The sequence below is a fragment of the Paraburkholderia caledonica NBRC 102488 genome, from assembly GCF_000685095.1.
Classification (GTDB): domain Bacteria; phylum Pseudomonadota; class Gammaproteobacteria; order Burkholderiales; family Burkholderiaceae; genus Paraburkholderia; species Paraburkholderia caledonica.
Window position 1 is genome coordinate 164,544 of sequence record NZ_BAYE01000011.1, and the last position, 25,820, is coordinate 190,363.

General features: G+C 62.2%; 22 protein-coding genes. 14 read left to right on the top strand and 8 right to left on the bottom strand.

Annotated features, from left to right (window positions below):
* Positions 1–122: 122 nt before the first annotated feature.
* Positions 123–1,622, bottom strand: coding sequence for an L-piperidine-6-carboxylate dehydrogenase (amaB, locus tag BCA01S_RS21960; RefSeq protein WP_027778774.1), 1,500 nt, complete (start codon positions 1,620–1,622; stop codon positions 123–125).
* A 205-nt stretch (positions 1,623–1,827) separates the two neighbouring features.
* Positions 1,828–2,856: a DUF1338 domain-containing protein gene (locus tag BCA01S_RS21965; protein ID WP_027778775.1), complete on the bottom strand. Its 1,029-nt coding sequence runs from the start codon at positions 2,854–2,856 to the stop codon at positions 1,828–1,830.
* A 181-nt stretch (positions 2,857–3,037) separates the two neighbouring features.
* On the opposite strand from BCA01S_RS21965, the gene BCA01S_RS21970 reads away from it, so the two are divergent.
* From BCA01S_RS21970 to BCA01S_RS22010, 8 genes are all read left to right on the top strand, one after another.
* Positions 3,038–3,943 (top strand): LysR substrate-binding domain-containing protein, encoded by a 906-nt coding sequence (locus BCA01S_RS21970; RefSeq protein ID WP_027778776.1) that lies wholly within the window; start codon positions 3,038–3,040, stop codon positions 3,941–3,943.
* A 104-nt stretch (positions 3,944–4,047) separates the two neighbouring features.
* Positions 4,048–4,776: a YrzE family protein gene (locus BCA01S_RS21975; RefSeq protein ID WP_027778777.1), complete on the top strand. Its 729-nt coding sequence runs from the start codon at positions 4,048–4,050 to the stop codon at positions 4,774–4,776.
* A gap of 333 nt (positions 4,777–5,109) precedes the next feature.
* Positions 5,110–5,358, top strand: a complete 249-nt coding sequence (locus BCA01S_RS21980) for a hypothetical protein (RefSeq protein ID WP_027778778.1) — start codon at positions 5,110–5,112, stop codon at positions 5,356–5,358.
* A gap of 284 nt (positions 5,359–5,642) precedes the next feature.
* Positions 5,643–6,035, top strand: coding sequence for an RcnB family protein (locus tag BCA01S_RS21990; protein ID WP_027778779.1), 393 nt, complete (start codon positions 5,643–5,645; stop codon positions 6,033–6,035).
* Between the two features lie 535 nt (positions 6,036–6,570).
* Entirely contained in the window at positions 6,571–8,889 is a 2,319-nt protein-coding gene (locus BCA01S_RS21995; protein WP_027778780.1) for a sigma-54-dependent transcriptional regulator, read from the top strand.
* Entirely contained in the window at positions 8,879–10,096 is a 1,218-nt protein-coding gene (locus tag BCA01S_RS22000; protein ID WP_027778781.1) for a DUF917 domain-containing protein, read from the top strand. The genes BCA01S_RS21995 and BCA01S_RS22000 overlap by 11 nt, the downstream gene beginning before the upstream one ends.
* On the top strand, positions 10,093–10,818 hold the full coding sequence (locus BCA01S_RS22005; protein ID WP_027778782.1) for an aspartate/glutamate racemase family protein: 726 nt from the start codon (positions 10,093–10,095) through the stop codon (positions 10,816–10,818). The genes BCA01S_RS22000 and BCA01S_RS22005 overlap by 4 nt, the downstream gene beginning before the upstream one ends.
* A gap of 857 nt (positions 10,819–11,675) precedes the next feature.
* On the top strand, positions 11,676–11,864 hold the full coding sequence (locus BCA01S_RS22010) for a hypothetical protein (protein ID WP_027778783.1): 189 nt from the start codon (positions 11,676–11,678) through the stop codon (positions 11,862–11,864).
* Between the two features lie 27 nt (positions 11,865–11,891).
* Here the strand turns inward: BCA01S_RS22010 and BCA01S_RS22015 are convergent, their stop codons facing one another.
* Positions 11,892–13,100 carry an MFS transporter gene (locus BCA01S_RS22015; protein ID WP_042319106.1) on the bottom strand — a complete coding sequence of 403 codons (1,209 nt, stop codon included), beginning with the start codon at positions 13,098–13,100 and terminating at the stop codon, positions 11,892–11,894.
* Between the two features lie 61 nt (positions 13,101–13,161).
* Positions 13,162–13,557: a hypothetical protein gene (locus BCA01S_RS22020; RefSeq protein ID WP_027778785.1), complete on the bottom strand. Its 396-nt coding sequence runs from the start codon at positions 13,555–13,557 to the stop codon at positions 13,162–13,164.
* A gap of 220 nt (positions 13,558–13,777) precedes the next feature.
* On the opposite strand from BCA01S_RS22020, the gene BCA01S_RS38590 reads away from it, so the two are divergent.
* The 4 genes from BCA01S_RS38590 (at position 13,778) to BCA01S_RS22040 (ending at position 14,965) form a co-directional block, all read left to right on the top strand.
* Entirely contained in the window at positions 13,778–13,954 is a 177-nt protein-coding gene (locus tag BCA01S_RS38590; RefSeq protein ID WP_167455782.1) for a hypothetical protein, read from the top strand.
* Between the two features lie 5 nt (positions 13,955–13,959).
* Positions 13,960–14,196 (top strand): hypothetical protein, encoded by a 237-nt coding sequence (locus tag BCA01S_RS22030; RefSeq protein WP_027778786.1) that lies wholly within the window; start codon positions 13,960–13,962, stop codon positions 14,194–14,196.
* Between the two features lie 84 nt (positions 14,197–14,280).
* Positions 14,281–14,484 carry a CsbD family protein gene (locus BCA01S_RS22035; protein ID WP_020066882.1) on the top strand — a complete coding sequence of 68 codons (204 nt, stop codon included), beginning with the start codon at positions 14,281–14,283 and terminating at the stop codon, positions 14,482–14,484.
* Between the two features lie 157 nt (positions 14,485–14,641).
* The gene (locus BCA01S_RS22040) at positions 14,642–14,965 is read left to right on the top strand and encodes a VOC family protein (RefSeq protein ID WP_027778787.1); all 324 of its coding nucleotides are present in this window, start codon (positions 14,642–14,644) and stop codon (positions 14,963–14,965) included.
* A 135-nt stretch (positions 14,966–15,100) separates the two neighbouring features.
* Here the strand turns inward: BCA01S_RS22040 and BCA01S_RS22045 are convergent, their stop codons facing one another.
* The 3 genes from BCA01S_RS22045 to BCA01S_RS22055 form a co-directional block, all read right to left on the bottom strand.
* The gene (locus BCA01S_RS22045; RefSeq protein WP_027778788.1) at positions 15,101–16,036 is read right to left on the bottom strand and encodes a DUF2950 domain-containing protein; all 936 of its coding nucleotides are present in this window, start codon (positions 16,034–16,036) and stop codon (positions 15,101–15,103) included.
* A gap of 144 nt (positions 16,037–16,180) precedes the next feature.
* The gene (locus tag BCA01S_RS22050; RefSeq protein ID WP_027778789.1) at positions 16,181–17,176 is read right to left on the bottom strand and encodes a 2-hydroxyacid dehydrogenase; all 996 of its coding nucleotides are present in this window, start codon (positions 17,174–17,176) and stop codon (positions 16,181–16,183) included.
* A 67-nt stretch (positions 17,177–17,243) separates the two neighbouring features.
* Positions 17,244–18,836 (bottom strand): aspartate:alanine exchanger family transporter, encoded by a 1,593-nt coding sequence (locus tag BCA01S_RS22055; protein WP_027778790.1) that lies wholly within the window; start codon positions 18,834–18,836, stop codon positions 17,244–17,246.
* 434 nt (positions 18,837–19,270) lie between these two features.
* On the opposite strand from BCA01S_RS22055, the gene ptsP reads away from it, so the two are divergent.
* Positions 19,271–21,826 carry a phosphoenolpyruvate--protein phosphotransferase gene (gene ptsP / locus BCA01S_RS22060; protein WP_027778791.1) on the top strand — a complete coding sequence of 852 codons (2,556 nt, stop codon included), beginning with the start codon at positions 19,271–19,273 and terminating at the stop codon, positions 21,824–21,826.
* 22 nt (positions 21,827–21,848) lie between these two features.
* The gene (ptsG, locus tag BCA01S_RS22065; protein WP_027778792.1) at positions 21,849–23,642 is read left to right on the top strand and encodes a PTS glucose transporter subunit IIBC; all 1,794 of its coding nucleotides are present in this window, start codon (positions 21,849–21,851) and stop codon (positions 23,640–23,642) included.
* A gap of 130 nt (positions 23,643–23,772) precedes the next feature.
* Here ptsG and BCA01S_RS22070 read toward each other — a convergent pair whose 3' ends face one another.
* Positions 23,773–25,785 (bottom strand): glycogen debranching protein, encoded by a 2,013-nt coding sequence (locus tag BCA01S_RS22070; protein ID WP_027778793.1) that lies wholly within the window; start codon positions 25,783–25,785, stop codon positions 23,773–23,775.
* Between the last annotated feature and the right edge of the window lie 35 nt (positions 25,786–25,820).

Sequence of the window (25,820 nt, forward strand, 5' to 3'; positions counted from 1 at the left end):
CGGGCTGCCCCGGAAAGGGCCCGCCGGCATACAGCGGCCGAGTTGTCCGGCAGGGCCGCAACGACAGCTCGCGCAAAAAAACGGCCGTGGTTAAACAGCCGTGTACGTGCAGCGCAAAACGCTCAGCCGATGTTGAAATCGATGCCCTGAGCGAGCGGCAGTGCCGACGAATAGTTGACGGTGTTGGTCGCGCGCCGCATATAAGCTTTCCACGAGTCGGAGCCCGATTCGCGACCGCCGCCCGTTTCCTTTTCGCCGCCGAACGCGCCGCCAATTTCCGCGCCGCTCGGTCCGATGTTCACGTTCGCGATACCGCAGTCGCTGCCCGACGCCGACAGGAATCGCTCCGCTTCACGCAGGTCAGTCGTGAAGACGCACGACGAAAGACCGTGAACCGCTGCGTTGTTTCCGTCGATCGCGTCGTTGAAGTCGCTGTACTTCAGCACATAGAGAATCGGGGCGAACGTTTCCTTCAGCACGACCGACGTTTGCGAAGGCATTTCGACGATTGCCGGACGCACATAAAAGCCCTTCTCATTGCCGGCAACCGCATGACGCTCGCCGCCGAACACCTTGCCGCCTTCGCTCTTTGCCTCTTCGAGCGCCGCTTGCATGCGGTTGAACGACTGTTCGTCGATCAGCGGCCCCATCAGCACACCCTGCTCCAACGGATTGCCGATCACGACCTTGCTGTACAGCGCCTTCAAACGTTCGACGGCTTTGTCGTACACGCCTTCGTGAACGAACAGACGGCGCAGCGACGTGCAGCGCTGACCGGCCGTGCCGACTGCAGAAAAAACGATGCCGCGCAGTGCCAGTTCCATATCGGCGCTGCCGGAGACGATGCCCGCGTTATTGCCGCCGAGTTCGAGAATCGAGCGGCCAAAACGGCGCGCCACTTCGACGCCGACCGCGCGGCCCATTTCCGTGCTCCCCGTCGCGCTCACGATATTGGAACGCGGGTCGGCAACCAGCTTTGCGCCGACATCGCGGCCACCGTTCACGACGCTCGTCAGGCCTTCGGGAGCGTCGCCGAATTCCTTCAACGCGTCCTGCAGAATCTTGTCGACTGCCAGCGCGGTGAGCGGTGTCTTTTCCGATGGTTTCCAGACGACCGCATTGCCGCATACCAGCGCGAGCGCGGCATTCCACGACCACACGGCTGCAGGAAAGTTGAACGCGGAAATGATGGTGCACACGCCGAGCGGATGCCACGTCTCAGCCATGCGATGGCCCGGACGCTCCGACGCGATCGTCAAGCCGTAAAGCTGACGCGACAACCCAACCGCGAAGTCGCAGATGTCGATCATTTCCTGCACTTCGCCGAGGCCTTCCTGAAGGATCTTGCCGGTCTCGAGCGTGATGATGCTGCCGAGCGCGTGCTTCTGCTCGCGCAGCTTGTTACCCAGCAGACGCACCAGTTCTCCGCGGCGCGGCGCCGGCACGTTGCGCCAGCTTGCGTAAGCCTTCTGGGCGCTGGCCAGTGCGGCGTCTACCTCGGCGACCGTCCGGCTCGCGACGCGGCCGATAAGTTCGCCGTTGATCGGCGAATGGACGGCAATGTCGCCCGCTTCCGCGAGATGGGAAATACCGAGTTCCGAGAGAATGGCGGATGCTTTCACGATTGAGACCTCTTTGAATTTCCAATACGAAATTTTGGTACGTTCGGAAACTATACACGCGCGGGTATTTGCCGGCAACATCAACCGTTTCCGCTGCCGCCGCGCGGTCGGGAGCGTTATTTCTGATAGGAAATGCGGCTTGCGTTCGGATCGGCGTTAATTATGAGCATGAGACCCTCACCTGAAAGACGGGCCGGCGCTCCGCCTACAGTGCCGCGTTCGCGGTCATTTTGAAAATGCCTTGCGCATTGCCGGCGTCGAAACGCAGGTCTATGACCCAGCTACGCGACGCCTGATCGAAAGTACGCTTGCGAGTGATGAATTCATAGAAGGAGCCGGGCACCGTGCGCGTGACGAGCCTGTCGCCAGTGGACCTGAATTGACGCTCGACCGTGTCCGCGCGATAGGCGGTCTGGAAGACGCGGCCTGAGCGCGAGCGCTCGACTTCGGGTTTCATGGGCCGGCCCTTGCCCTTCTCTTCGTCCGACAGCGTGAACACGTCTTCCACGCGATCCGTCGCGTGATTGAAGGCGTTGCCTTCGGTAGCGATCCACGCCATTTCCGCTGATTCGCGCAACAGGACTTCGTAGTCCGCCTCGCTCGGCAGATCGTGCTGGCGAGCGAACGCGCCGACAATGACCGGCAGCAACTTGTGAGCTGCCTCGATAGCAAGCGAGCCTTCACGCTCCAGTTCCCAGAGTTGCGATACGGCGAGCGGCGTCAACGGATCTTTCGACGAATGGACCACGTTAGTGACTGCCTGCTGGAACTCGTTGGAGAAGCGTTCGGGATGCAACTCACTCACGAAGAACTGCGCGATTTCATCGGGCGCGTCCTCATGCGCGTACGCACGGCCGGTCATGCCAAGTTTGTCGAGCGGATAGCGGCCGTTCAGCCTGAAGCCAAGCGGACGCAAGATGCGAGTGAATGCCGCCTCGCCCGGAGGCAACGCCCCGTTGCTCTCCCACCTCACCGTGCGCAACGCGCCGTGATCGAAGTACACAGAGCCGCCGTTCGCGATTGTTTCGGTCGTATAGGCGCGCCCGTTCGGCGAACGCTCCAGCAGATCCTCGAATAAGGCCATATTCATCGCCTGCGCGAGTTCGGCGCGCGTCACAGTGCCGTCTTCCCAATCCGCGAGTGCACTCGGAAATCTCAGGGTTGTAAAGAGCGACTCCGTTTTGGCCGGGCCAAGCAGTTTCAGTAACAGGCGTTCAACGTTTGAATTGCGCATCTGCATTTCTCTCGGGGGCGCGCCGCCGCAGCGGGAAGGTGTTCATCGACGGCATACCGGAAACGGTAGCCAAAGGAATAGACGAAGGAATAGCCAAGCTTACGTGATTCTCATTATTCAAAGTGTTGCGCGCCGCGTAAAGCGAGATTAAATTGCCACTTGATGACTTTTCGGAATTAACATGCGCAAGTTCAAGGTTCCCGGCACGAGCGCGTTGCTGGCCTTCGAGGCCGCGGCGCGGCACGAAAGCTTCACTCATGCTGCGAAAGAGTTGTCTCTCACGGAAAGCGCAGTTTCGCGGCAAATCTTGACGCTCGAATCCAATCTTGGCGTGCGCCTTTTCGTTCGCTCGAAGCAGCGCGTGATGCTGACTCGCGCCGGCCGTCTGTATGGCACGCAAGTGCGCCGCGCGCTGGAGAATCTGGATCGCGACACGCTGTCGATCATTGCGCACGGCAGCGGAGGCGGTTACCTGGAACTCGCGGTGCTTCCCACGTTTGCGTCGCAATGGCTGATTCCGCGAATGAAGGACTTCAACGACCGCAACCCGGACGTTCGAATCAACATGGGTGTTCGCACCGACCCGTTTCCCTTTGAAGAGTCGCATTTCGAGGCCGCCATTCACTATGGCAAGCCGACCTGGCCGGGTACGTCGTCGGACTATCTTTTCGGCGAAGAAGTCGTGCCCGTCTGCGCGCCGTCACTGCTTGCCAAGCCCGTCAGGAGAGCGCACGAATTGCTGAACTACCCGCTTCTCCATTCGACGACGCGCCCCGACGCCTGGTCCCGCTGGTTCGCCAATCTCGGCGTCGAAGATAGCGCCACGATGCAAGGCGTCCGGTACGAACTGCACTCCATGCTGATCAGCGCCGCTGCTGCAGGACTCGGCGTGGCCCTCGTTCCAAAATTTTTCGTCGACGCACAGCTGTCGCAACTCGGCCTCGTTATTCCGCTCGCGGCCACCACGGTCGAGGAATCCGCGTACTACCTCGTCTATCCGACGGAGCTAAGTCACGGGAAGCCACTCGAACTCTTCAGAACCTGGTTGATTGAGGAAGCCGGCGCCTATAGCGCGGCAAGGCGCTGACGCGGCGCGTCGCGGGTGCCCACGGCATGGCGCTTGCGCAAACCCGAAGTGCCGGGCCATGCGCGCGGCACCAGGCGACCTCTTCCCTCTCTGCAGGAGACACCATGAAACTTCTCACGACACAAGACGGCCTGCCGCGGCTGTCATGGGGCCCGATTTTCGCGGGCGTTATTCTCTCGATGATCGTCTATCTGGTCATGAGCGTGCTTGGCACGGCTATCGGCGCGTCGCTGCTCGCGCCGATGTCCAAACCCGACCCGTTGCAAGGCTTCGGCTTCGGCTCCGGCGTGTGGGTCATCGTAACGACGGTTCTCGCTGTCTTCGTCGGTTCGTACTACGCGGGACGGTGCGCGCCCGTGCTCGGATGGCTGCATGGCCTGCTAGCATGGGCTGTCATGACGTTGTTCATCCTCTACGGAATGACTTCGCTCATCACGGGAGCGGTTAGTACCGCAGGAAGCGTTGCGGCGACGGGTGCGCAAGTCGGCGCGCAAGCGGGCGCGACTGCGGCCAATCAGGGAGGCGGAGCCAATTCCATCGTTGACACTGCCAAGCAGCAGATGCAGTCGGCCATGGCGTCGGCGGCATCGATGGCGTCCAGCCCCGAAGCCGGACAACGGGCGCGCGAAACCGCTGACACGGCCGCGCGCGGCGTCGCTCGCGCCAGCTGGTTCTCTTTCGCGGCACTGATCGTCGGCGCGATTATCGCGATCGTGTCGGGCAGCGCGGGATTCCGCCATCAACCGCCGATCGAAGAAAGCGGCGGCTCGGCCGTTGGCCGCAATGCAGTGCCGGGCAGCAATCGCGTCGTTTCGCCGCGAAGCAGAGCCTGAACGGCAACTGAAGGAGACGGCATGCGGCCCGCCTTGGGTTGCATGCCGCCGCATGTCGTCGTGCACCGTCGCGTGCGAAGATATGTTGAGCGTGACTGTCTACGGATCGCGTAAATCGCAAAGGCCGTTGCCACGAATACTTAATATTCGCTGTTGCAAGGAAAAAGACGTTGGATTCCCTTGCGCCTAATGCTGTGTGCATTCTCTCCGAAAAAATTGCCGACCGCTTTAGCCGCCCGTCAATAATCTACCCCATTGGTTATTTGCCGCATTTGGACTAATGTCTAATAACTCTTGGTTAGACAACAAGAACGAACGTTGCGAGGTGGGGGCATGGTCACTTTAATAGACCTGGAGATCGCGCATCTTGCGCGAGTAATGAGCGCGTCAATGACAGGAGATCTCGCGGGGCCCATCCTGCCTGCCGCCTACTGGCGCCTGCGGCTTCATCGACTACTCGATTCGCAGCACCTTACGAATGCGCAACTGCGCTCACTCGACCTCCTTCTGCTGCGACTGGACGAACTCGAAGCGCAAACTTCGAATAGCACCGCAGCCGGAATTGCGATCAGCATGAGCTAGTCGATGCAATGCCGCGATAAGCTCGCAACGGAGAATTTCGAACGCATTTTTCCGATGCAGGGCATAGCTTTGAATCGCGAATTTGCATAAAAGCGTAAGAGGAACTGCGGCTGTTTGCACGCAAATGCGCGCAAACCATTGCTAGTTGCGCTAGCAACGGTTGGCAAGACTTCGTGTGCGCGCAGGTGACTTGGGTCCGCTAACATACAAACCTGACAGATTCAGATCAGGCTGTCCGGTTTGGTGCCCTGCACCTTCACGCTGCTAATTCCAGGAGATAGTTAATGAATAAAGCGCGCATATTTTTCGCGTCGATGATGAGCGCGGGTATGCTGGCATCGTCGCTCGTTCTCGCCCAACCACCGCACGACAACCCCGGCAAAGGCGGCGACCACGGTCACGGGCCCAACCATGGTCATGAATCGAATGGTCATGGCCACAAGCAGATGCCACCCGGACACAGCCCCGACGGTCCAGGCAACTCCGCGAACGCGCCCGGACATTGGCGCAAGGGCGATCGCCTGCCTCCGGAATACCGCGACCGTCAGTATGTAATCGACGACTGGCGAGCGTACCGGCTGGCTCCGCCGCCGCGTGGCTATTCGTGGGTCGGCATTGGAGGCGACTATCTGATGGTGCAGATTTCAACGGGAATCGTCCTTCGCGTCGGTCCGTAAGCGCCAATTGGCCGGCCGTTGCATCGGCCGGTCATGAAGCAATAAATTGCCACGCTCCCCATTGCCGGCGGCCCGTGGCAATTTCACCAATCGAAACCTGCGCAACAAAGCTGCAATCAACTGGCTCTTCACCCCGCTCCGCCTCACATCGTGGGCCCGGCAGCGGCCGCATGGCCCCCCCCGCACACCCTGCACACGATTGACACCACGCACGCCGGAGCTAAAGAACCGATGACGCGGCGCCGTTATATCAACCACGTATCGTGAGCCGGCGTGACGCGCTTGCGCCGCTGCAGCCACCCCTCTTTCTGTGCTTGTTGTCATGCGCGATGAAATGCGCATAGATACTTGCGCCAGGAATAATTTCAAAAGACAACATCGACAACCAACCCTCATACTCTGTCACTTCTTAGGCGGACTACTCCGACAGCGGAATCGGAAGTTCGTCAGACAGGGAATCGATGCATGACCGCCGTCCTTGCGACGGCCATTTCCGCGTAGCGCCGCACGCGGATCATGTGGAGCTTACTTTGTAATGAGTTATACCCCAGTCGTTCCGTTCGCCAACGACAAGGCCGACTCCGGCTCTTTCGTAGGCGGCGCACCAGCGTTTCGCCAACTGGTCCGGATGATCGATCGGGTTGCTCCCACCGATCATCCGCTGCTTATTTTCGGGCCGACCGGTTCGGGCAAAGAGCTCGTTGCGCGCCGTGTTCACGCACACAGCCTGCGCCAGGATCAACCCTTCGTCGACGTCAATTGCGGCGCGATTCCCGAACATCTCGTTGAAGCCGAACTGTTCGGGCACGTCAAGGGCGCGTTCACCGGCGCGGGCGAAAACCGCCAGGGGCTTTTCCAGCAAGTTGGCAAGGGCACGCTGCTGCTCGATGAAATCGGCGAATTGCCGCTCGCGCTGCAGCCGAAACTACTGCGCGTACTTGAAACGCGCACATTCCGTCCGCTGGGATCGTCGACCAGTCTGCAGTTTGCCGGACGCGTGGTTGCCGCGACACACCGCGACCTGCGCGAGCTAGCGCGCGCGGGGCTCTTCCGCGAGGATCTGTTCTATCGGCTCGCGGTCTTCGTACTCGCGGTACCGGGACTCGAGCAGCGCGTCGAGGATATCCCCGCGCTCGTCAACCACTTCGCGTCACAACACACGCGCCGGCTGGAGTTTGCGCCGGCCGCGCTGCGACGTCTTGCGCAGCACCCTTGGCCTGGTCATATCCGGCAATTGCGCAACCTGGTCAGCCAATTGAGCGTGCTCGCGGAAAGCACGGTGATCGACGTGGATACGCTCGAGCCGTTTCTCGCCAACGAGACCAGCGGGCCGGTGTCGCGCGCGAGTCTCGCCGATATGCTGATGCAGCTCGAAGGCCGCGACAAGCTCAACGCCGCCGAAGACCTGCTGATCGACCGCGCACTCGAACGGACGAGCGGCAACAAGAGTGCGGCCGCCGCGATGCTCGGCGTGGGTCGCAAGACAATCGAACGGCGTTTGAAGTCGCGAGAGGAACATCATCGCGAAGCGCGCAAGTGCCTGGAGCACGCGAACGCGCTGATCGAAGAATCGAAATTTGCCGAAGCAATTCCGCCGCTGCGCCGCTGTCTCGACGTGCTGCAAACGCCGAACGAACAGGATGCCGTGCGCCGCCTTCAGTTCGACGCCTACCGCCTTCTGGGGATGAGCTTGCGCAGCGTGCACGGCTGGCTGTACGCGGAAGCCACCGCCTGCTACGCCGCGGCGCTGGCGGTCGGTGAAGGCGTCTGCTCCCCCGCTGAAATCGCCGCAATCCAGTTCGGCATCTGGACCACGCAGTTAACCACGCTGCAACTCAAGCAGGCACGCGCAACCGCGCAGAACATGCTGGAGCGCGCGCAGAACGCCGGCGATCGAGTGTCGCTCGACGAAGCTCACGTCGCCATGACCAACACGCTGTTCTGGCTCGGCGACAGCGAAGAAGCCCTCGCCTGTCTCGCGCGCGGCAATCTGCTCGGCGTGGGGCGCAACGACATTCGCACCGGCTCGCAAGGAATCGACCTGGCGAGTCTCGCGTTGACTTTCGAAGGACTTGCCGCCTACCAGATCGGCGCCTTCGGACAGGCACGCCGCGCGATGGAAATGCTGATTTTGCGCACATCCGAACCCGGCGTGCACGCGCTCGCTCACGTCGTCAATTTGCAGGGCGCCGCCTGGCTCGCCGCGCTGTTCGATGACGTGGAACGGCTGGGTCAGCTTGCGAGCGAACTGGAGTCGGTATCCATCGCGCACGGCTTCGCGTTCTATCGCGGAGTCGGGCAGGTGCTGCGCGGCTGTCATCTCAGCGCGCTCGGGCAGGCCGACGAAGCGGAAACTGTCATGCTCGACGGCTACGATAACCACGTGGTTTGCAATGGCGGTGCGCTGTTCTATTCATTCAAGACGTGGCAGCACGGGGAATTGCTGCTGCGCGCGGGCCGCGCGAAAACTTGCGAGGCGATCCTGGCTACGGCTATCGACGAGACGCTCGCCCGTCAGGAGCGCGTGTATCTGGGCAAGCTACTTGTCACACGCGCACGCGCGCAGTGGGCGCTCGGCGACGTGAACGCGGCGGAACTCGGGCTGCGCACGGCGCTGTCGACGGCGCTCGCGTTCGGCTCGGTGCCTGGGCGCGTGGATGCCGCGCACCACCTCGCCGATTTGCTGCGCTCGACTGGCCGCGTAGCCGAAGCCATCGAGACGCTCGAGCGCGGCCTGCGTTCGTTGCCGACGGATGCAACACCTCGCGTCGCGGGCGCCGCGAATCTGCTTGCCGAACTCCAGCAACATGCTTCGTTCCACAACTACACCAAAGGAATCGTAAATGGCATATGAGCTACGCCGGGAAGATCTCGAACCGCTGCTACTGGGCGCAGCTTTCTTCGGCAGCGGCGGAGGCGGCACCATCGAATCCGCACGGCATCTGGCCGCGCACTTCGTAGCCGGCGACTACTATCCGACCGACACCGTCAAGGTCGTCTCCGTCGATGAAGCTACCGAGGGCGCGGCCGTCATGGTCGCCTATCTCGGCGCGCCCGAAGCGATCAATTCGGCGACCTACCCGCTCGGCCCCGTGACGGCGGTGCAGAACGTTCAGGCCCGGCTCGCCTCGCAATCCACGAAACTCGCCTATGTGATGCCGCCGGAAAGCGGTGCGCTGGGCTTCACGGTGGCAGCACTCGTGGCGGCGAAACTGGGCCTTGCGGTCATCGACGCCGACGGCGCCGGACGCGCGGTGCCCTCGTTGCCGATGCTGACGTTCGCCGCTGCAGAGATCGATCCGCGGCCCGCGTTCCTCGTAAGCCAGGGCGGTCTTTGCGTCGAACTGAACGTGACGCCGCGCGGCGGCAGCGAAGGCGCGCCGACTCATCAGCGGGACGTCTCGGCGATCGTCGAACAGATGATGCGCCCGGTCGTGGCCGATCCGGAGTTCGGCCAGTTCGGCGGACTCGCGATGTGGGTGATGACGCCGGCCGATATCGGCCGCGCGACGCCGATTCGCGGCACACTGACACGCGCGCTGAAGCTCGGGCGTGCACTGCAGAACGGAGAGGTCGGCAGCGCCCGGCAGATGACCGCCTATCTCGTCGAACGTTGCGGACTTGCGGCGCGCGCGGTTTCCGAACCGGGCGAACTGGTGTCGGCCGAAGTCGATACGAGCGGCGGCTTCGACGTCGGCAAGATTCGCATCCAGGCAGGGCAGCACACCTATACGGTGATGTATCAGAACGAGTCGCTACTCGCATGGGACAGCACGTGTGCGCAGCCGATCGTGCTCGCGCCCGACAGCGTCGCCTACTTCGTCGGCGGCGAGGGACAGGCAGTCTTTAGCAATGGCGACCTTGTAAACAGCGACGGTTCGCTGAATCCGGCAATCGGCAAACGCCCCGTGACGCTGATCGCCTGGCGCGCCGAAACGGAATTGCGCAAACCGGGCCTCATTCTCGACAGCTTCATGCAGTTGCTGAACTCGCTTGGCTACCTCGGCCCTTACGTGCCGCTCGAATCGCTGCAGTCCGCACGCACGGGAGATGCATCTTGAACTCGTCCATTCGCATCTGCGTGCTCGTGCCGGTTGCCACGTCTCAATACAACGACCGCATCATGAAGGCGATTGCGCCCGTCGTTCCGCCCGACGTCCAAGTGGAGATTCGCAACATCACCGAGGGTCATCCCGATATCGAGAACCGCACAAACTGGCTGCAGAACGGCATGCCGGTGGTCGAGCTCGCGCAGACCATCGCCAACGACGGTTTCGACGGCATCTGGCTGACCGACTTCGACATGTGCGGCGTCGAAGCCGCGCGCGAAGTGATCGACATTCCCATCATCGGCGGCTTTCCGGCGTCGGCGTTTACGGCTCTCGCGCTCAGCCAGCGCTTCTCGATCATCACGATCCTGCAAAGCACGCTCGCGATGCAGCGCGGTCATCCGCAGACCTACGGTATAGAAGACACCTTCGCGTCGATTCGCGCGATTGACTGCCCTGTCGCGCAGCTCGAGAACATCGACGTCGTGGTTGTCCGCACCTTCGAAGCGGCGTTAAAGGCGGTCAAGGACGACGGCGCTCAGGCGATTCTGCTCGGCTGTACGGGATTCGTAGACGTGGCGAGCCGGGTCTCGTCGCTGCTCGGCGAGGCACTCGGCGCTTACGTGCCCGTGATCGATCCCAATCAGGCGGGGTTCAGCTTCCTCGTGTCGCTGGTGCGTATGCGCGTGCGCCCGAGCAGGCTGACGTACAGCAAGGTCAGCTTGCAGGCGTAAGCAAGTCCGCTTCTGTCGTCTCATCCCCCGTCCGCTCTCATCTGCTTTCATCTGCTTTCGTCCGGCTGCGGCATGCATCGCCCGCGCCGGACTCCCCTCTGCGTCGTTCGTGGTGTCCGCAATCCTCTCTCGCGCCGTCGAGTGTCGCCCCGCTCCGGACGAAATCGCCCCATTACGCGCGCCGCATGTCAACATGGACGAAAACGACCAACTTTGGCCGCCAACCTGGACGAGATCGACCAACACCGGCAACCCAGATTCGCCGACGCGCCCGAGCCTACGCCATCTCAACATATGGCACGACCGTTGCTTATATAAAAGCAGGTGGCCGGAAAGCTGCGACGAACTTATCCGAATGACCGGGGAGCCTGAGAGACCAAAACAAGATCGCGCGCTGCAATGTGTTCGACGTTTCTGTTGCCGCATTGTTGCGTCCGTTGCGGGACGGCTGGCACCGCGGATCGAGTAATCTCGATTCATTACGGCAAGCAGTCGTTTAGTTAAACGAACTAATACGTGCAACGCCGATCGATGCCAACGGTAGCCAGCCGTTGGTAGCAGACTGAGAGAGGGCTGTGCTGTTGTAGCGGTGACGCGTAGAAAGATGGCGACCATGCTTCCGCAGAGAAGCAGCTCGCAATGCGCGGGCACTAAAGAGCGGAAAATCTTTGGCTATGCACCGAAGATCCGCTGCGGGATGGGTCCGGCCGTCGTTGCCTTCCCTTCGGGAAAGGGCTGCGACGGCTAACCTTGTTGTAACGAGTCGCGGAAAACAAGCTGCTCGAGCAGCCTTACGCAGCGTCAGATTTCAACGGCGCCGTGACGAGAGAAGACTGGCCATCCACGGGGGTTCAACAATGCACCACCACATTTTCGAAAGCGAGCTTGTTCACCTCGAGCGCGTGATCGCATGGGCGTCCCAGGAGCCTTTTTCACCGACCTATTGGCGCGACCGCGTCGAGCATTTGAAGACGAGCCCGCAAGCACCCATGTACCGCAACCGCATCGCCCGTCTGGCGCGCCTCGTCGCGGAACTCAACGGATAGCTGCGGCCTTTGCAAACTGTTTATTCGTCAGTGCGAAGTTGCGCGGGTGTCGGGCGCCTTGCCGGCAACCAGGAGGGCGATTGTCGCCAGGCAGAAAACGGCGCCTGCATAAAAGGTAGCCGTAGCCCCGATCTTGTCCCACAGCTCACCGGCAATGACGCTCGAAAGCAGTGTGACGACGCCGCCCAGCAGGTTGAAAAAGCCAAACGCTGTGCCGCGCAATTGCGCCGGCGCGGTGTGAGAAACCATGGTCGCGAGCAGCCCCTGCGTCATACCCATATGCAAGCCCCACAATGCGACGCCGAGCAGCACGATGCTCCAGTGGCTGCCGTGTGCAAGCACGAGGTCCGAGACGATCAGCACGACGACGCCCGCGATCAGCAGCCGCTTGTGACTCATCGTGTCCGCAAGTTTGCCGAACGGATACGCCGATAGCGAATACACGATATTCATCGTCACCATAACGAGCGGAACTAGAGCGATGGGTACCCCACTGCCCATCGCACGCAAAACGAGGAATGCTTCGCTGAACCGGGCGAGCGCAAACACAGCGCCAATGGCGACGACCCACCAGTAGCGCGGGCCCAACTTCTTCAGATTCTCCAGCCGCACAGGATTGACGCGCTTCGTGCCCGCTTCACGCGCCGGCTCGTGGATGCCGAACATCAACAGTGCGACCGCCAGGACACCAGGTACGACGGCAAGCCAGAAGGCGAGCCGGAAGTTATCGGCCCACACCGACATGATGACCACCGCGAACAACGGGCCCAGCACCGCGCCGATGGTATCGAGTGACTGACGCAAGCCGAATGCGGCGCCTCTGAGGTGGACAGGCGTGACGTCCGCAACGAGCGCGTCACGCGGCGCGCCGCGGATCCCCTTGCCGATTCTGTCGATGACGCGCGCGCTCACCACCACGCCGACGGTCGGCGCAATCGCGAAGAGCGGCTTGCTCAACGCGCCCAATGCATAACCAGTCACCGCGAGCCACTTGCGGTTCCCGAGGTAGTCGCTTAGCGCGCCCGAAAACACCTTCACTATCGGCGCGGTCGCTTCGGCAATGCCTTCTATCAAGCCGATGGTCGCGGCGCTCGCACCGAGACTCACTGTCAGGAACATCGGCAAAAGGCTATGGACGATCTCCGACGAGATGTCCATGAAAAGGCTCACACAGCCGAGTACCCAGACGCTTCGTGGAATGCTCGCGAGGACGCTGATCCGGATTCTGGCTTGCATGGACGGGTTACCTTTGCAATTGCTCTCAGGACAGCGCACGAAGCCGCCCGGGCCAGATCACTCACTCCTGACACTGCACGTCTTTTCTCGGCACGGCGATAAGCACCGGATACGTGCCGTGATCCAGCTCGACGCGCGCGACCACGGTGATCATCGTGCTGTCGATCTGATCGTACACGCTCACCTGTTCGCGCTTAAGCGTGGTGATGCCGGTACATGCGGACGCCCGGCCCTCGTCGGAGATGCGGCATTGAATCGGGTTGTCCGCGATGTAGCGATATTTGTCCCGATCGGGCGTCGCGAGATATTCACGAACGCTCTGTTCCGACCCGCCCACGCCGGTCACTTTTCCGATCGCACATTGCAGTGCACCTGTCTCGCCATTCGCGGCTGTTTGAGCGTGCACGGCAGTACTCGCAACGGCCGCCGCAAGGATCAATGCAAAGTGGTATCTCATCGCGCATTTCACGTTTGTCGGATCGAAGTGTTGGATTGTAAAGGTAGCCGGGGTCAGACTGCCGAGAAGCCTGCGGCTGTGCATTCAGCGTGTAGCGATCCGGGAGCGGCGTGGCCACACGATGCTGCGCACGGCCTGCGCTACGCTCGCGACTCGTTGGCACACAGGATGCTGCGGACACGACACCCGATCCACCGAAAGCAACGCAGAAGGAGCCACCATGACCGAAACGCCCGCGCCCCAAAAACCCGATCCGCAACAGTCCGAAATTGGTCGCGGCACGCCGCCCGCGCGCACGCCGGAGTCGCTTCCCGAAACCGACGTCCAGCCGGATCAGCAGCCCGTGCGAGACATACCGGGCGTCGGTGTGCCCGGTAGTCAGTCACCTGCTCCGTGAATCCGGTGTACATGGTCTATTGGTCGGAAGCGATAGACGACGCCATCGTGCCGCGCGCCGCATCCTTCGCCGCCGGCGCGATGGCAGAGGCGCTGTCATTTACCGAGACGTTGCGGCGCCGTCAGTCGTGCGGCGAGCCGGTGTGTTTCGTCACCCTTTGCTCGGAAAATCCGAACTCGGTGGGGCGCCCGGGCGTCGCCGATCCACCCGCCGACTATGCGTGGAAGAAGCGCCGTCGATAAGCGCCTCGGCATGCGGATTGCGGATGCACATGACGCACGCGATGGTGGCATCGCGCTGAAACCCGCTTAACTCTGGAGGCACTCATGGCAAACGACAAGACCGAAGGCATCAAGGAAGAACTGAAAGGCATGATCAACAAGGGCATCGGCTCTATCACCGGCAACGAAGACAGGAAGCTCAAGGGTGAAGCGCAGATCACCGAAGGCGAAAACCGCAAGGATCTCGGCGATCAGCGTGAAAACGCCGAAAAGGGCAAGACAGATCCGGGCAACCCGTCGAATCTCTGACTGCGTTGTCGCGCTTCGGCGGCGAGCCGATCCGAACCGGCCTGCGAGCGTAACCGGGTAACGCACATACCAGCATAATCGCTTGCCTAGTTGCGCTCGTGCGCAATCGCTACGATGGGCGGACCGTTGAAACGGATAACCACCGCGGGAGCCCATCATGAAGCGTTTTCACATTGCACTCGCTGTTGCGAGCCTCGACGAATCGATTGTCGACTACAGCCGCCGGCTCGGACAATCGCCCGATGCTGTCGTGCCCGGCAAATACGCTATGTGGCGAACCGACCTGCTCAACTTCTCGATCAACGAGAAACCGGAGCAAGCGGGTCAACTGCGGCACGTCGGATTCGAAGACGATACCGCCAACGCGTATTCAAGCAGCGTCGATGTGAACGGACTGGAGTGGGAGCTGTTTCCGGCCGCTGAGCAGGATGCGCGAATCGTCAGCACGTATGGCGTAGCTGTGCGCTCAGCGCAAGCATAGACAGGAGCCTCACGCGCTGCCGGGCACCTGTCTCCGGCTCGCAATCGAGCTGACCGGAACCTCACACCAGCCTGTTGATGGCGCGGGGCAGTCATCGACTACTTAACCATGGCGCCGCTACGCACAGCACCATGGTCAGGGTAGGCCACTATCCTTATCGCTCACCCTGTTCCAGCCTGGGCCCGGATCGAACGACTTCGTTGCCTCGGCTTTCGCGGCGGTCTGCGGGCCAAGGTCACGCTCATAGACCTGCCCGGCATGACTCACCATCAAAGTCTTGATACCCGTATCTCCGTAACGCACCGGCCAGGCGATGATGGCGAAACCTCCGAACAGCTTGCCGTTGACAACGTAGTCATAGGCTCCGCCAGGCGCATGCGGTCCCTGTGAATCGAGCAACTTGTAGTGATACCCGTGGTAACCGGCGTTCTGGGTGTTGCGCGCGCTTGCATTAACGAACGCGTCGCCGAGTGGACTTGGTGGGTCGTCCGGTCCCGTCGGCCAGTACAGACCGTCGTGTTTGCCTGGCGAGCTCACCATCTTCGAAGCGTAGTCGAGCACGCCCTCGCCGTCGTGATTGGTCTGCGCGTATTCGCGTTGTGCATCGTAGATTGCGAGCATCGTCTGAATGACGGCCAGCTCGTTGCGGCCGATGCGTCGTTCCCGCATCTCTTCCGCGCCAGCGCGCGTGTCGAAGTGCCATCCCCGGTCGGTCTTCACGAGTGGAATTGGCAGCGTCCAGCCATCGTCGCCTACCGCGATCTCCGCGTGCCGTGTATCTATCGGCTTGATCGCATGCGACTTTGACCACATCGTGAGAAACGCATCCCGCACCTGCGCGCCAACTGGCGGAATCAGATTGCGAAAGTCCTTGCCGAAGATGGTGCGCAATGTGTCCTCGCGGTCTTTGACAATTGCGTCACCAAAGGCATTCATTGCGGCCTCCGGAGTAGCGAAGTTCTGCTGAGCATGAGCCGCAGGCGAGATTGCCACCGCGAAAATCGCCGTGATCGCGAGGTTAGTGAAAATGGCAGTCAGCCACTTCCGGAGAGCGTGTGAATAGAGTTTCATGGTTCCTGCTCCTCAGCGCCGCCCGCCGCGCATGCCAGGTGTCGAAAGTGCCTTGACCACATCTATGGCGAAACGATGAAAGTACCGGCTAGCACAACTCGCTTACGAACTCGCACCGGGTGACCGCTCCGCAGCGCGCTGCGTTCAGCTCGCACTGATTTCGTTTGAAAGCGGCTTGCCCGTCTCGAACTCCGTGACGCTTTGCAGGGTTGTCTCGCAGATGGTCGTCACCGCTTCGCGCGTGAGAAAGGCCTGATGGCCCGTGACGATCACGTTCGGGAACGTGACGAGCCGCTGAAGCACGTCGTCGGTGATGATGGTGCCGGACAGGTCGCGGAAGAAAAGGTCCGCCTCCTGCTCGTACACGTCGATCGCGAGACCGCCTAGCTGTCCGCTTTTCAGCGCATCGATGACCGCTTCGGTGTCGATAAGCGCGCCGCGGCTCGTGTTGATCAGAAGCGCGCCGCGCTTCGCGCGCGCGAGCGTGCTGGCATCGATGATGTGGTACGTCTCCGGAGTGAGCGGACAATGCAGCGAAATGATGTCCGCACTCTCGCCGATTTCCTTCGGCCGCGCATAGCGCGCGCCCAGCGCCTCAAATTCCGCTGATGGGAACTTGTCGTAGCCAATCACGCTGCAGCCGAAGCCCAGCATGATCTTCGTGAACACGCGCCCGATCTTACCGGTACCGATCACGGCCACCACCTTGCCGTTCAGGTCGAAGCCCATCAGGCCGTCGAGAGAGAAATTGAAGTCGCGCGTGCGGTTATAGGCACGCTGGATCTTGCGGTTGATCGCCATCAGCAACGCGACCGCATGTTCAGCGACCGCGTTCGGCGAATAGTTCACCACTCGTACTACCTTGATCCGGAGGTCCTGCGCTGCTTTCAGGTCGACATTGTTAAAGCCGGTGCAGCGCAGCGCGACGAGCTTCGTGCCGCCGTGCACGAGCGCCTGCAGCACGGCGGCATCCGCACGATCGTTGACGAAGATACACACGGCGCCGTGGTTCGCGGCGAGGCTGACCGTTTCGATGTCGAGCGGGACGTCGAAATACTGAAGCCGATGGCGATGCCCCGCGTTCGCGGCATTCAGATACTCGCGGTCATAAGGCTTGGCGCTGAAGACGGCTATTTCCATGATGATCTCCGTGGCAATTTTTGATGCAGGAGTGCCGGGTGCGGTCGCTAACGGCTGGTGATTCGCGCTATCCACTGGCGAGCGCCGCGGCGACCTGCACGAACAGAATCTTTGCGATGGTCATCGACGGGAAAATCATCGCGTAGCCGACGTCCGGGCGGTCGGTCGGCGCAATGCGATTGGCAAAGGCGAGGATCGCGGGATTGCCCGTCGCGCCGCATAAGACGCCCACCGTCATGTCGAACGGCAGCCTGAAGATCCACAGGCAGACCGCCGCCGTCACGACGACGAGCGCGAGCAGGATCGTCACGCCATAGAGCAGGAAGGACACGCCGGTTACGCCGATGGTCGCGAAGAACTTTGGCCCCGAAGCGATGCCTACCTGCGCGAGAAAGATGGTCAGGCCGAGGTTGCGCAGCACGAGATTGGCCGAGAGCGGCATCGTCCAGACAAAAGGTCCGAAGCGCCGCACCCGGCCGAGCACGAGTGCCACCAGCAGCACTGCCGCCAGCCCGAGCGCGAGCTTGCCGATGCCTGGAATGGATAGTGGAATGGCACCCGCCAGCAAGCCGAGCGCCGCTCCGGCGCCGATCGAGATGAAGCTCAGTTCGGCAGTACCCTTGATGGAGTCGCCGAAGAACGCACGAACCGCCTTGATCTGGGTGCGATCGAGCAGCAGACCGACGCGGTCGCCATATTCGAGGATGAGGTCCGGGTTCGGCATCAGGTCGGCGTCGCCCCGGCGCACGTGCGCAATAGTGCAGACGACGCCCTCGGGAAAGCGGATGTCGCGCAGCATGCGCCCGACCACGAGCCGGCTCGACGCGAACACACGCGCGTAGTCCAGGTCTTCGCGGTGACTCGTCATACGCCCCGGCTGCAGTTCGCCAAACAGCGTCGTGGCCTCGTGCAGCACGGCCGGGTCGGTGGAGGTCGCGAGCAGGACGTCGTCGGCACGCAGGACGAGGTCGTCGGCGGCTGGGCGGTTGCGGTGCTCGCGACGCACGGCCGCGATCGCCAGGCCGGTAGGCATGCGCGCCGCCAGCTGCGCCATGTTCAACCCGATAAACGCAGGATTGCGCAGCGCGATCTCGGCCGTTTCGATGAGCGGGGGCGGCGGGCGCACGATGTTCGGTTTAAGCAATGCACTAAGGGCATACAGGAAGAGAATCGGCCCGGCAACACCGAACGGATACGCGACGCTGTAGCCCACCGCCGGCCCGTCGCTTTTCACAGCGGCGATCGCGGCCTGCAGGCTCGCCGTGCTGGTGCCGGCACCGGCGAACATACCAAGCGATTCGTCGAGTTTCACGCCGAAGAGCGGCACGAACGCGACCGCGACCAGTCCCGAGACGATCACGCCGAGCGCGGCGGCGGCGTTGGCCTTGAGGCCGTCCGGACTCGTCAGTCCCTTGAAGAACTGGTCGCCATACTGGATACCGATACCGTAGAGGAACAGCAGAAGCCCGAATGTGCCGAGCAACGCGGGCGGTGCGGACTTCGGTGCGAAGCCGCCGATTGCCAGGCCGACGAACAGCACTGCGCCCGAGCCGAGCGACACTCCTTTAATGCTGATCTCACCGACCAAGTATCCCAAGGCCACCGTGAGAAACAGCACGAAGAGCGGCTGCGTTTCGAGCAACGTCCTGACCGTATCCATGGCGGTTCCTTTTTTGCCTTGGAGCGAAGACGCAGCAGCGAATGAGCCCCGTGCGTCCAGGACACGATCCCGCCACCAGCGTGGCGCTCGTCGGGGCATTCCGGCTGCGATCGAAGGCTTTCCGATTGTTGGAATGTGCAGCCCGAAGGCGCATCTACAAATTTATGTTCAATCCGATCGTGAAGACAATAGGACTATCGACCGATGTCGCGCACGCGGCGGCGACTGTAGGCTAGCTGTGGCAGTGTCACGATCCTGATATCGGTCACGGCTTGACATGAGCGCCCCTGGACGACCCAACGGCGTCCGGTGTGCAGGTACGCGGCGGAATACCCGGCTGCCCAGGTCATCGGGGCAGTTCACGGCGCCTTCCAGACGAGTTCGCGCCGCTCGAAGCAGCACGTTTCAGCCGGGCGTCAAACGGAGTCGCGCCGATGAAAGCTCTTCAGCGTCCACTACGCATCGAGTTGGTCGCGCCTCTTTCGGGCGTCATGGTGCCGCTCGAAACCGTGCCCGATCCGGTCTTCGCACAGAAGATGGTCGGCGACGGCATATCGATCGATCCGACTTCGCACGAATTGCTATCGCCGCTTCCCGGTAAGGTCACACAACTGCATAGTTCCAACCATGCCGTCACGATCACGGGCGCGAGCGGGCTCGAAGTGCTGCTTCACATCGGGCTCGACACCGTATTGCTACGCGGCGAAGGTTTCACCCCGCTCATCAAGGAAGGCGATACGGTCGCGACGGGCCAGCCGCTGATCCGGTTCGATCCGGTCTACGTCGGCGCCAAAGCGACCAGCCTGCTGACCCAGATGGTGATCGCCAACGGCGACCGGGTGACGCGCTACGTGCCCGCGAAAGGCCTCGTTACCGCGGCCGGTGACGTCGCACTGACTGTCGAACTCGCCGACGATACAGCCAAAGATCAGACCGCCCGCGCGACCGGCGCAATCGTCTCCGACGAGGTCACCCTGCCGAATCCCGCAGGCATGCATGCGAGGCCCGCCGCGGTCTTCGCCGGCGCGGCGAAAAAGTACGAGTCCGAGATCCGCCTGCTGCACGGCAGCAACAGCGCGAACGCCAAGTCGATCGTGTCCATCATGGTGCTCGCGACGAAGTTCGGCGACAGGGTACGCATCCAGGCCACCGGTCCTGACGCGGGAGAAGCCGCTAGCGTGCTTGCGCGTCTGCTCGCCGAAGGTTCGGGCGAAAAGGCCGCCGACGCACCCGCCTTTGCCCCGACGAGTCTCGCGCCCCCGAGTGGATCGTCTGGCGAGCCCGCCGTCGTCAAACGCGCGCAGCCTGCCGATGTCAACGAACTCACTGGCGTATCGGCTTCCCCCGGCCTCGCCGTCGGCAAAATCGTGCAGTTCCGCCAGCAGGTCATCGACGTCAAGGAAGCCGGCGAATCGCCGCAGCGCGAACGCGTGCGGCTCGAAGCTGCACACCACGAAGCGCGTCAGAACATCGAGGCGCTCAAAGCGAAACTCACCGATCCGTCGAAAGCGCAGATTCTCGACGCGCACCTGGAACTGCTCGAAGACCCCGATCTCAACGGCATGGCGATCGGCAGCATCAGCGAAGGCAAAAGCGCGGGCTTCGCGTGGCGCGCCGCCTTCGAGCAGCAGGCAGCGACACTCGAAAAGCTCGACAATCCGCTGCTGCGCGAGCGCGCGGGCGACATCCGCGATGTCGGCCGGCGTGTGCTGGCGCTGCTGGCAGGCATGCAGCAGGCGCAGATCGACGTACCCGCCGACTCGATCCTGATCGCCGAAGAGCTCTCCCCGTCCGACACCGCTTCACTCGATCGAACCAAAGTGCTCGGTTTCTGCACGACGACGGGGGGCGCCACGAGCCACGTCGCGATTCTCGCCCGCTCGCTCGGCATTCCGGCGATCTGCGGCATCGACGAAGATGCGCTGCAACTCGCCGACGGTACGCTCGTCGTGCTGGACGGTTCGCATGGCAGCTTGCGGCGCAACCCGAGCGCCGGTGAAGTCGAAAAGGCACGCGAGCGCATCAGCCGTCAGGCCGAAAAACGCGAAGAAGAGAAGCTCGCTGCGAGCAAACTCGCCATGACGGCCGACGGTCACCGCGTCGAAGTCGTCGCGAACATCCGCAACGCAAAGGAAGCGCGCGATGCGGTTGCGGCGGGTGCCGAAGGTGTGGGTTTGTTGCGCTCGGAATTCCTGTTCGACGATCGCGACACCGCACCGTCCGAAGACGAACAGGCCACCGAGTATTGCGCCGTTGCCGAAGCGCTCGGCCGTGAACGCCCGCTCGTGATCCGCACGCTCGACGCGGGTGGAGACAAACCGCTCTCCTACATGCCGCTGCCGAAAGAGGACAACCCGTTCCTCGGCCTGCGCGGCGTGCGTGTGAGCCTCGATCGCCCGGACATTTTTCGCACGCAGCTGCGAGCGATTCTGCGCGCCGCTTCAATCGGCAATCTGCATGTCATGTTCCCGATGGTCGCCGCGATCGAGGAAGTGCTCGCAGCAAAAAAGATCCTGCTGGAAGAAGCCGGCGACCGCGCGAACAGCATCAAGGTCGGCGTGATGATCGAAGTGCCGGCCGCTGCTCTGATCGCCGAGCCGCTCGCGCGCGAAGTCGACTTCTTCTCGATCGGCACGAACGATCTGACGCAATACACGCTCGCGATGGACCGCGGGCATCCAAAGCTCGCCAGGCAGGCCGACGCGCTTCACCCGGCGGTGTTGCGCCTGATCGGCATGACGGTCGAAGGCGCGCATAAGCACGGCAAATGGGTCGGCGTGTGCGGCGGCATCGCATCGGATGCGATCGCTGTGCCGGTGCTCGTAGGCCTCGGTGTCGACGAGCTTTCGGTCAGCGTTCCCGCCGTCGGTTCAATCAAGGCACAGCTCGCCCGGCTGACGATGGACCGCGCGCGTCAGCTCGCCGCAGAAGTAGTGCGGCTTGGCACCGCCGCGGAGGTCCGCGCCCTCCTCGCTCCGTTCGCCGAATAAGCAGTTCAACAGGAGACCGGCCGTGTTCAAACATGCGTTCGGAGTGTTGCAGAAGGTCGGCAAGTCGTTGATGCTGCCGGTCGCTGTACTTCCCGTGGCCGGCCTGTTGCTCGGCCTCGGCGCGACCGATTTCCACGGTTACGTGCCGGCCATCGTGCTCGCCCTGATGAAGAACGCGGGCGACGTGATTTTTGCCAATCTGCCGCTGATCTTCGCAATTGGCGTGGCGCTCGGGTTTACCGAAAACGACGGCGTCTCGGGCATCGCCGCAACGATCGGGTATCTCGTCATGACGGCTACGCTCGGCGTGATCGCCAAGGTGGAAGGCATCGAGCCCGACATGATCATGGGCATTCCGTCGATTCAGACCGGTGTATTCGGCGGCATCCTCGCGGGCGGCCTGGCGGCCTGGATGTTCAACCGCTACTACAAAATCGCGCTGCCGGCCTACCTGGGGTTTTTCGCCGGCAAGCGCTTCGTGCCCATCGTGACAGCAATCGGTTCGATCGTGCTCGGTGCGATCCTGTCCGTTGTCTGGCCGCCCATCGGCAGTGTGATCAAGGCCTTTTCGCAGTGGGCAGCGGTGTCCGACCCGCGCACTGCGGCAACGGTCTATGGCTTTGTCGAGCGTCTGCTGATTCCGTTCGGCCTGCATCACATCTGGAACGTGCCGTTCTTCTTCGAGGCAGGCAGCTTCCTCGATCCCACAACCGGCAAGGTGGTTCACGGAGACATCACCCGGTTCTTTGCGGGGGATCGCACTGCGGGCATCCTGGCGGGCGCGTTCCTGTTCAAGATGTTCGGCCTGCCAGCGGCGGCGATCGCAATCTGGCACTGCGCCAAGCCCGAGAATAAGGTCGCCGTTGGCGGCATGATGGTCTCGGCCGCACTGACCTCGTTCCTCACCGGCATCACCGAGCCAATCGAGTTCGCGTTTTTGTTCGTTGCCCCTGTGCTCTATCTTATCCACGCATGTCTCGCGGCCTCGGCGCAGTTCGTGGCCAACACGCTCGGCATGCGCATGGGCTTCACCTTTTCGCAGGGCGGCATCGACTTCGTGATGTTCAATCTAATCGGCAACAAGTCGACTCATGCGTGGTACGTCTTTATTCTCGGGCCGATCTACGCGGTGATCTACTACGGCGTTTTTCGTTTCGTGATCACCCGCTTCAATCTCAAGACGCCGGGCCGCGAGGACGACACCGTCGAAACCGCGAAGGTAAGCACCGCTGGCGTCGGCGGACGTTCGCGCGAATTGGTGCTCGCCTTCGGCGGCCGTTCCAACATCGACAGCCTGGACGCCTGCATCACGCGCCTGCGCATCTCGGTGAAGGACCCCGCGCTCGTCAATGAAGGCAAACTCAAGGCGCTCGGCGCCGCGGGCGTCGTGCGGGTCGGCAACGGCGTTCAGGCGATCTTCGGACCATTGTCCGAAAACATGAAAACCGACATGCACGAATACCTGAAGACAGCAGGCAGCGAAGCCGACCTCGCAGCAGCGGACGGAACGGCTGTCGCGGAGGCCACCGCGCCGACCGCGACCGCAATCGGGAGCGCCCAGGCCTCGGCGCACAGCACGACGCAACACGCGGCGCGTGTTGAAAAAATCCGCGCTGCGTTGGGTGGCGTCGCCAACATTCAGAAACTCGACGCACTGGCGGCGACGCGGCTGCGTGTCGGGTTGCGCGACGCCTCACGACTCGACACCGCCGCACTGAAAGCGGCCGGCGTTCCCGCCACGCAAACGCTGACCAACGGCGAGTTCGATCTGATTGTCGGCCTGGACGCGCCAAACCTGGCAGGCGCGATGCGATAGGTCCCTGGCGGCGCAGCATCGTTGGGCAGAAGCCCGCGAGTAACTTGGCATGCGGTCGCCAGCATCGGCTTTATGCCGTCTCAGGGAGATCAACCTTAACAAGTCGCCCCAGTGGCGACGTTAAATCCGCTCAGATCGCTTCGAGCACCACGACGCTGCGTGCGTCGACGCAACACGTTTCCTGCTCGATAGCGGCGTGTTGCAGGGTGGAGACGATGTCGTTCGGACTCTCCTGTGCCGTATCGATGATCCGGCACCAGCGTCGCCCGTCAAGCACAGGAAGGTCAAACAGGCGCGGGCAGTCGTCCATGTTCAGCATAACGTGCAACGCGGACTCCCCGGACGCTTCGCCACCGAGAGTGAAGGCCAGCAGCCGAACTCCCGGATCATGCCAGCGTGGCTCGTTAAGGCGTTCGCCGTGCCAGGCAACGTCAGGATCGGCGTGGCCGGACGACGGTCTGCCAGTGAGAAAGCGCCGGCGGCGCAGACTCGCGTGGCGCTTACGCAGCGCAATCAGTTCACGCACGAAACGCAGCATGCCCGACTCGGCCTCTATCGAGCGCCAGTCGATCCAGGAAAGCACATTGTTCTGGCTATAGCCGTTGTTGTTGCCGCGCTGGCTGTGCAGAAGTTCGTCGCCTGCCAGGATCATGGGCACGCCCTGGCTCAGAAACAGAATGGCCATCAGGTTACGCGCCTGCTGGTTACGCAGGCGAAGAACCCCAGCGTCGTCGGTCTCGCCTTCGGCACCGCAGTTCCACGACAGATTGTCATTGCTACCGTCGCGGTTTTCCTCGCCGTTGGCCTCGTTGTGCTTCGCGTTGTAGCTCACCAGATCGTTGAGGGTGAAGCCGTCGTGGCAAGTGATGAAATTGATGCTGTTGGCGGGCAGCCTGCCATCGTCCGCATACAGATCGGCACTTCCTGCGATGCAGGTGGCAACCACGCCGCTCATGCCAGGATCACCGCGCACGAAACGGCGGACTACATCCCGATAGCGCCCGTTCCATTCCGCCCACGCCATGCCGGGGAATGCGCCGACCTGATAGAGACCGCCGGCGTCCCACGCTTCGGCGATCAGCGGCACGCGCGAAAGTATCCGGGAAGACTCGATCGCCCAGGGCAATGGCGGGTCGCTCAGGAGATCGCCATGCTGATCACGTGCAAACACGCTCGCCAGATCAAACCGGAAGCCGTCCACGCCGAGCTCCTGCACCCAGTATTCGAGGCATCGGACAATGAACGCGGTCACCAAAGGATGGTTGCAATTGACGGTGTTCCCGCAGCCGGTGTAGTCCCGGTAGCGGCGCCGGTCGCCGGCGTCCAGGTGATAGAAAATGTCGTTGGCAAGGCCTTTGAAATTGATGACCGGCCCGGATGCGCCCGCCTCCGCCGTATGGTTGAAGGCCACGTCGAGCAACACGCCGATACCGGCGGCGTGCATCGCGTCCGTGAGCGCGCGGAACTCCTGCGGAGCGCTTGCCGGATCGACGCAATAACGCGGATGCGGGCTGTAGAAGCTATGCGTACTGTAGCCCCAGTAGTTGCAGAGCCCTCTGGCTGCCGCCGCCGGCGGGACATCCTGCGCGTCGAAGGCCATGACCGGGAGAAGCTCGACATGGGTCACGCCCAGCTGTGTGAGGTAAGGTATTTTTTCGATCAACCCGGAAAAGGTTCCGGGATGCGTCACATTGCTCGACGGATGGCTGGTGAAGCCACCAACATGCAACTCATAAATGACAGCGCCGTCCAGCCCGGAGGCGACTCGCGTAGCGTCAGCGGGTACAGGCTGGGTCACGATGGCTCGATACGAAGCGTGGCCGGTCTCGAGTATCGCCGAGGCGCTCGTTCGCTTCCACAAGTCATCGCTTACTGCACGGGCATGAGGGTCGAGAAGTTCCTTGTGTGGATAGAAAGCCCTGCCCGTGTGTTCCGTATCCTGCACCCCGTCAAGGCGCCATGTGTAGCAGGTGCGTATCGGCAGGTCCAACACCAGCACGTGCCAGTAGAAAAAAGTGCGATTGCACTCGGACGAGAGCGTGATGACCTGAAAGGGTTCAGGGCTGTCCGGGGCCGCGTACAGCAGAAGTTCGACTTGCGTGGCATGACGGCCGAAGATACAAAAGTTGACGCCTTCGGGCACCACTGTCGCCCCTGGCGGAAACCGCGATCCTGGTC

Bases quoted from the DNA above. Each gene is read 5' to 3' on its own strand.
- BCA01S_RS21975 (WP_027778777.1), top strand. From the start codon at position 4,048: ATGAAACTTCTCACGACACAAGACGGCCTGCCGCGGCTGTCATGGGGC.
- BCA01S_RS22040 (WP_027778787.1), top strand. From the start codon at position 14,642: ATGAAGCGTTTTCACATTGCACTCGCTGTTGCGAGCCTCGACGAATCG.
- BCA01S_RS22055 (WP_027778790.1), bottom strand. From the start codon at position 18,836: ATGGATACGGTCAGGACGTTGCTCGAAACGCAGCCGCTCTTCGTGCTG.
- BCA01S_RS22050 (WP_027778789.1), bottom strand. From the start codon at position 17,176: ATGGAAATAGCCGTCTTCAGCGCCAAGCCTTATGACCGCGAGTATCTG.
- BCA01S_RS21980 (WP_027778778.1), top strand. From the start codon at position 5,110: ATGGTCACTTTAATAGACCTGGAGATCGCGCATCTTGCGCGAGTAATG.
- BCA01S_RS21990 (WP_027778779.1), top strand. From the start codon at position 5,643: ATGAATAAAGCGCGCATATTTTTCGCGTCGATGATGAGCGCGGGTATG.
- BCA01S_RS21970 (WP_027778776.1), top strand. From the start codon at position 3,038: ATGCGCAAGTTCAAGGTTCCCGGCACGAGCGCGTTGCTGGCCTTCGAG.
- BCA01S_RS22010 (WP_027778783.1), top strand. From the start codon at position 11,676: ATGCACCACCACATTTTCGAAAGCGAGCTTGTTCACCTCGAGCGCGTG.
- BCA01S_RS22035 (WP_020066882.1), top strand. From the start codon at position 14,281: ATGGCAAACGACAAGACCGAAGGCATCAAGGAAGAACTGAAAGGCATG.
- BCA01S_RS21995 (WP_027778780.1), top strand. From the start codon at position 6,571: ATGAGTTATACCCCAGTCGTTCCGTTCGCCAACGACAAGGCCGACTCC.
- BCA01S_RS22000 (WP_027778781.1), top strand. From the start codon at position 8,879: ATGGCATATGAGCTACGCCGGGAAGATCTCGAACCGCTGCTACTGGGC.
- BCA01S_RS22015 (WP_042319106.1), bottom strand. From the start codon at position 13,100: ATGCAAGCCAGAATCCGGATCAGCGTCCTCGCGAGCATTCCACGAAGC.
- BCA01S_RS22020 (WP_027778785.1), bottom strand. From the start codon at position 13,557: ATGAGATACCACTTTGCATTGATCCTTGCGGCGGCCGTTGCGAGTACT.
- BCA01S_RS38590 (WP_167455782.1), top strand. From the start codon at position 13,778: ATGACCGAAACGCCCGCGCCCCAAAAACCCGATCCGCAACAGTCCGAA.
- ptsP (WP_027778791.1), top strand. From the start codon at position 19,271: ATGAAAGCTCTTCAGCGTCCACTACGCATCGAGTTGGTCGCGCCTCTT.
- BCA01S_RS21965 (WP_027778775.1), bottom strand. From the start codon at position 2,856: ATGCGCAATTCAAACGTTGAACGCCTGTTACTGAAACTGCTTGGCCCG.
- BCA01S_RS22045 (WP_027778788.1), bottom strand. From the start codon at position 16,036: ATGAAACTCTATTCACACGCTCTCCGGAAGTGGCTGACTGCCATTTTC.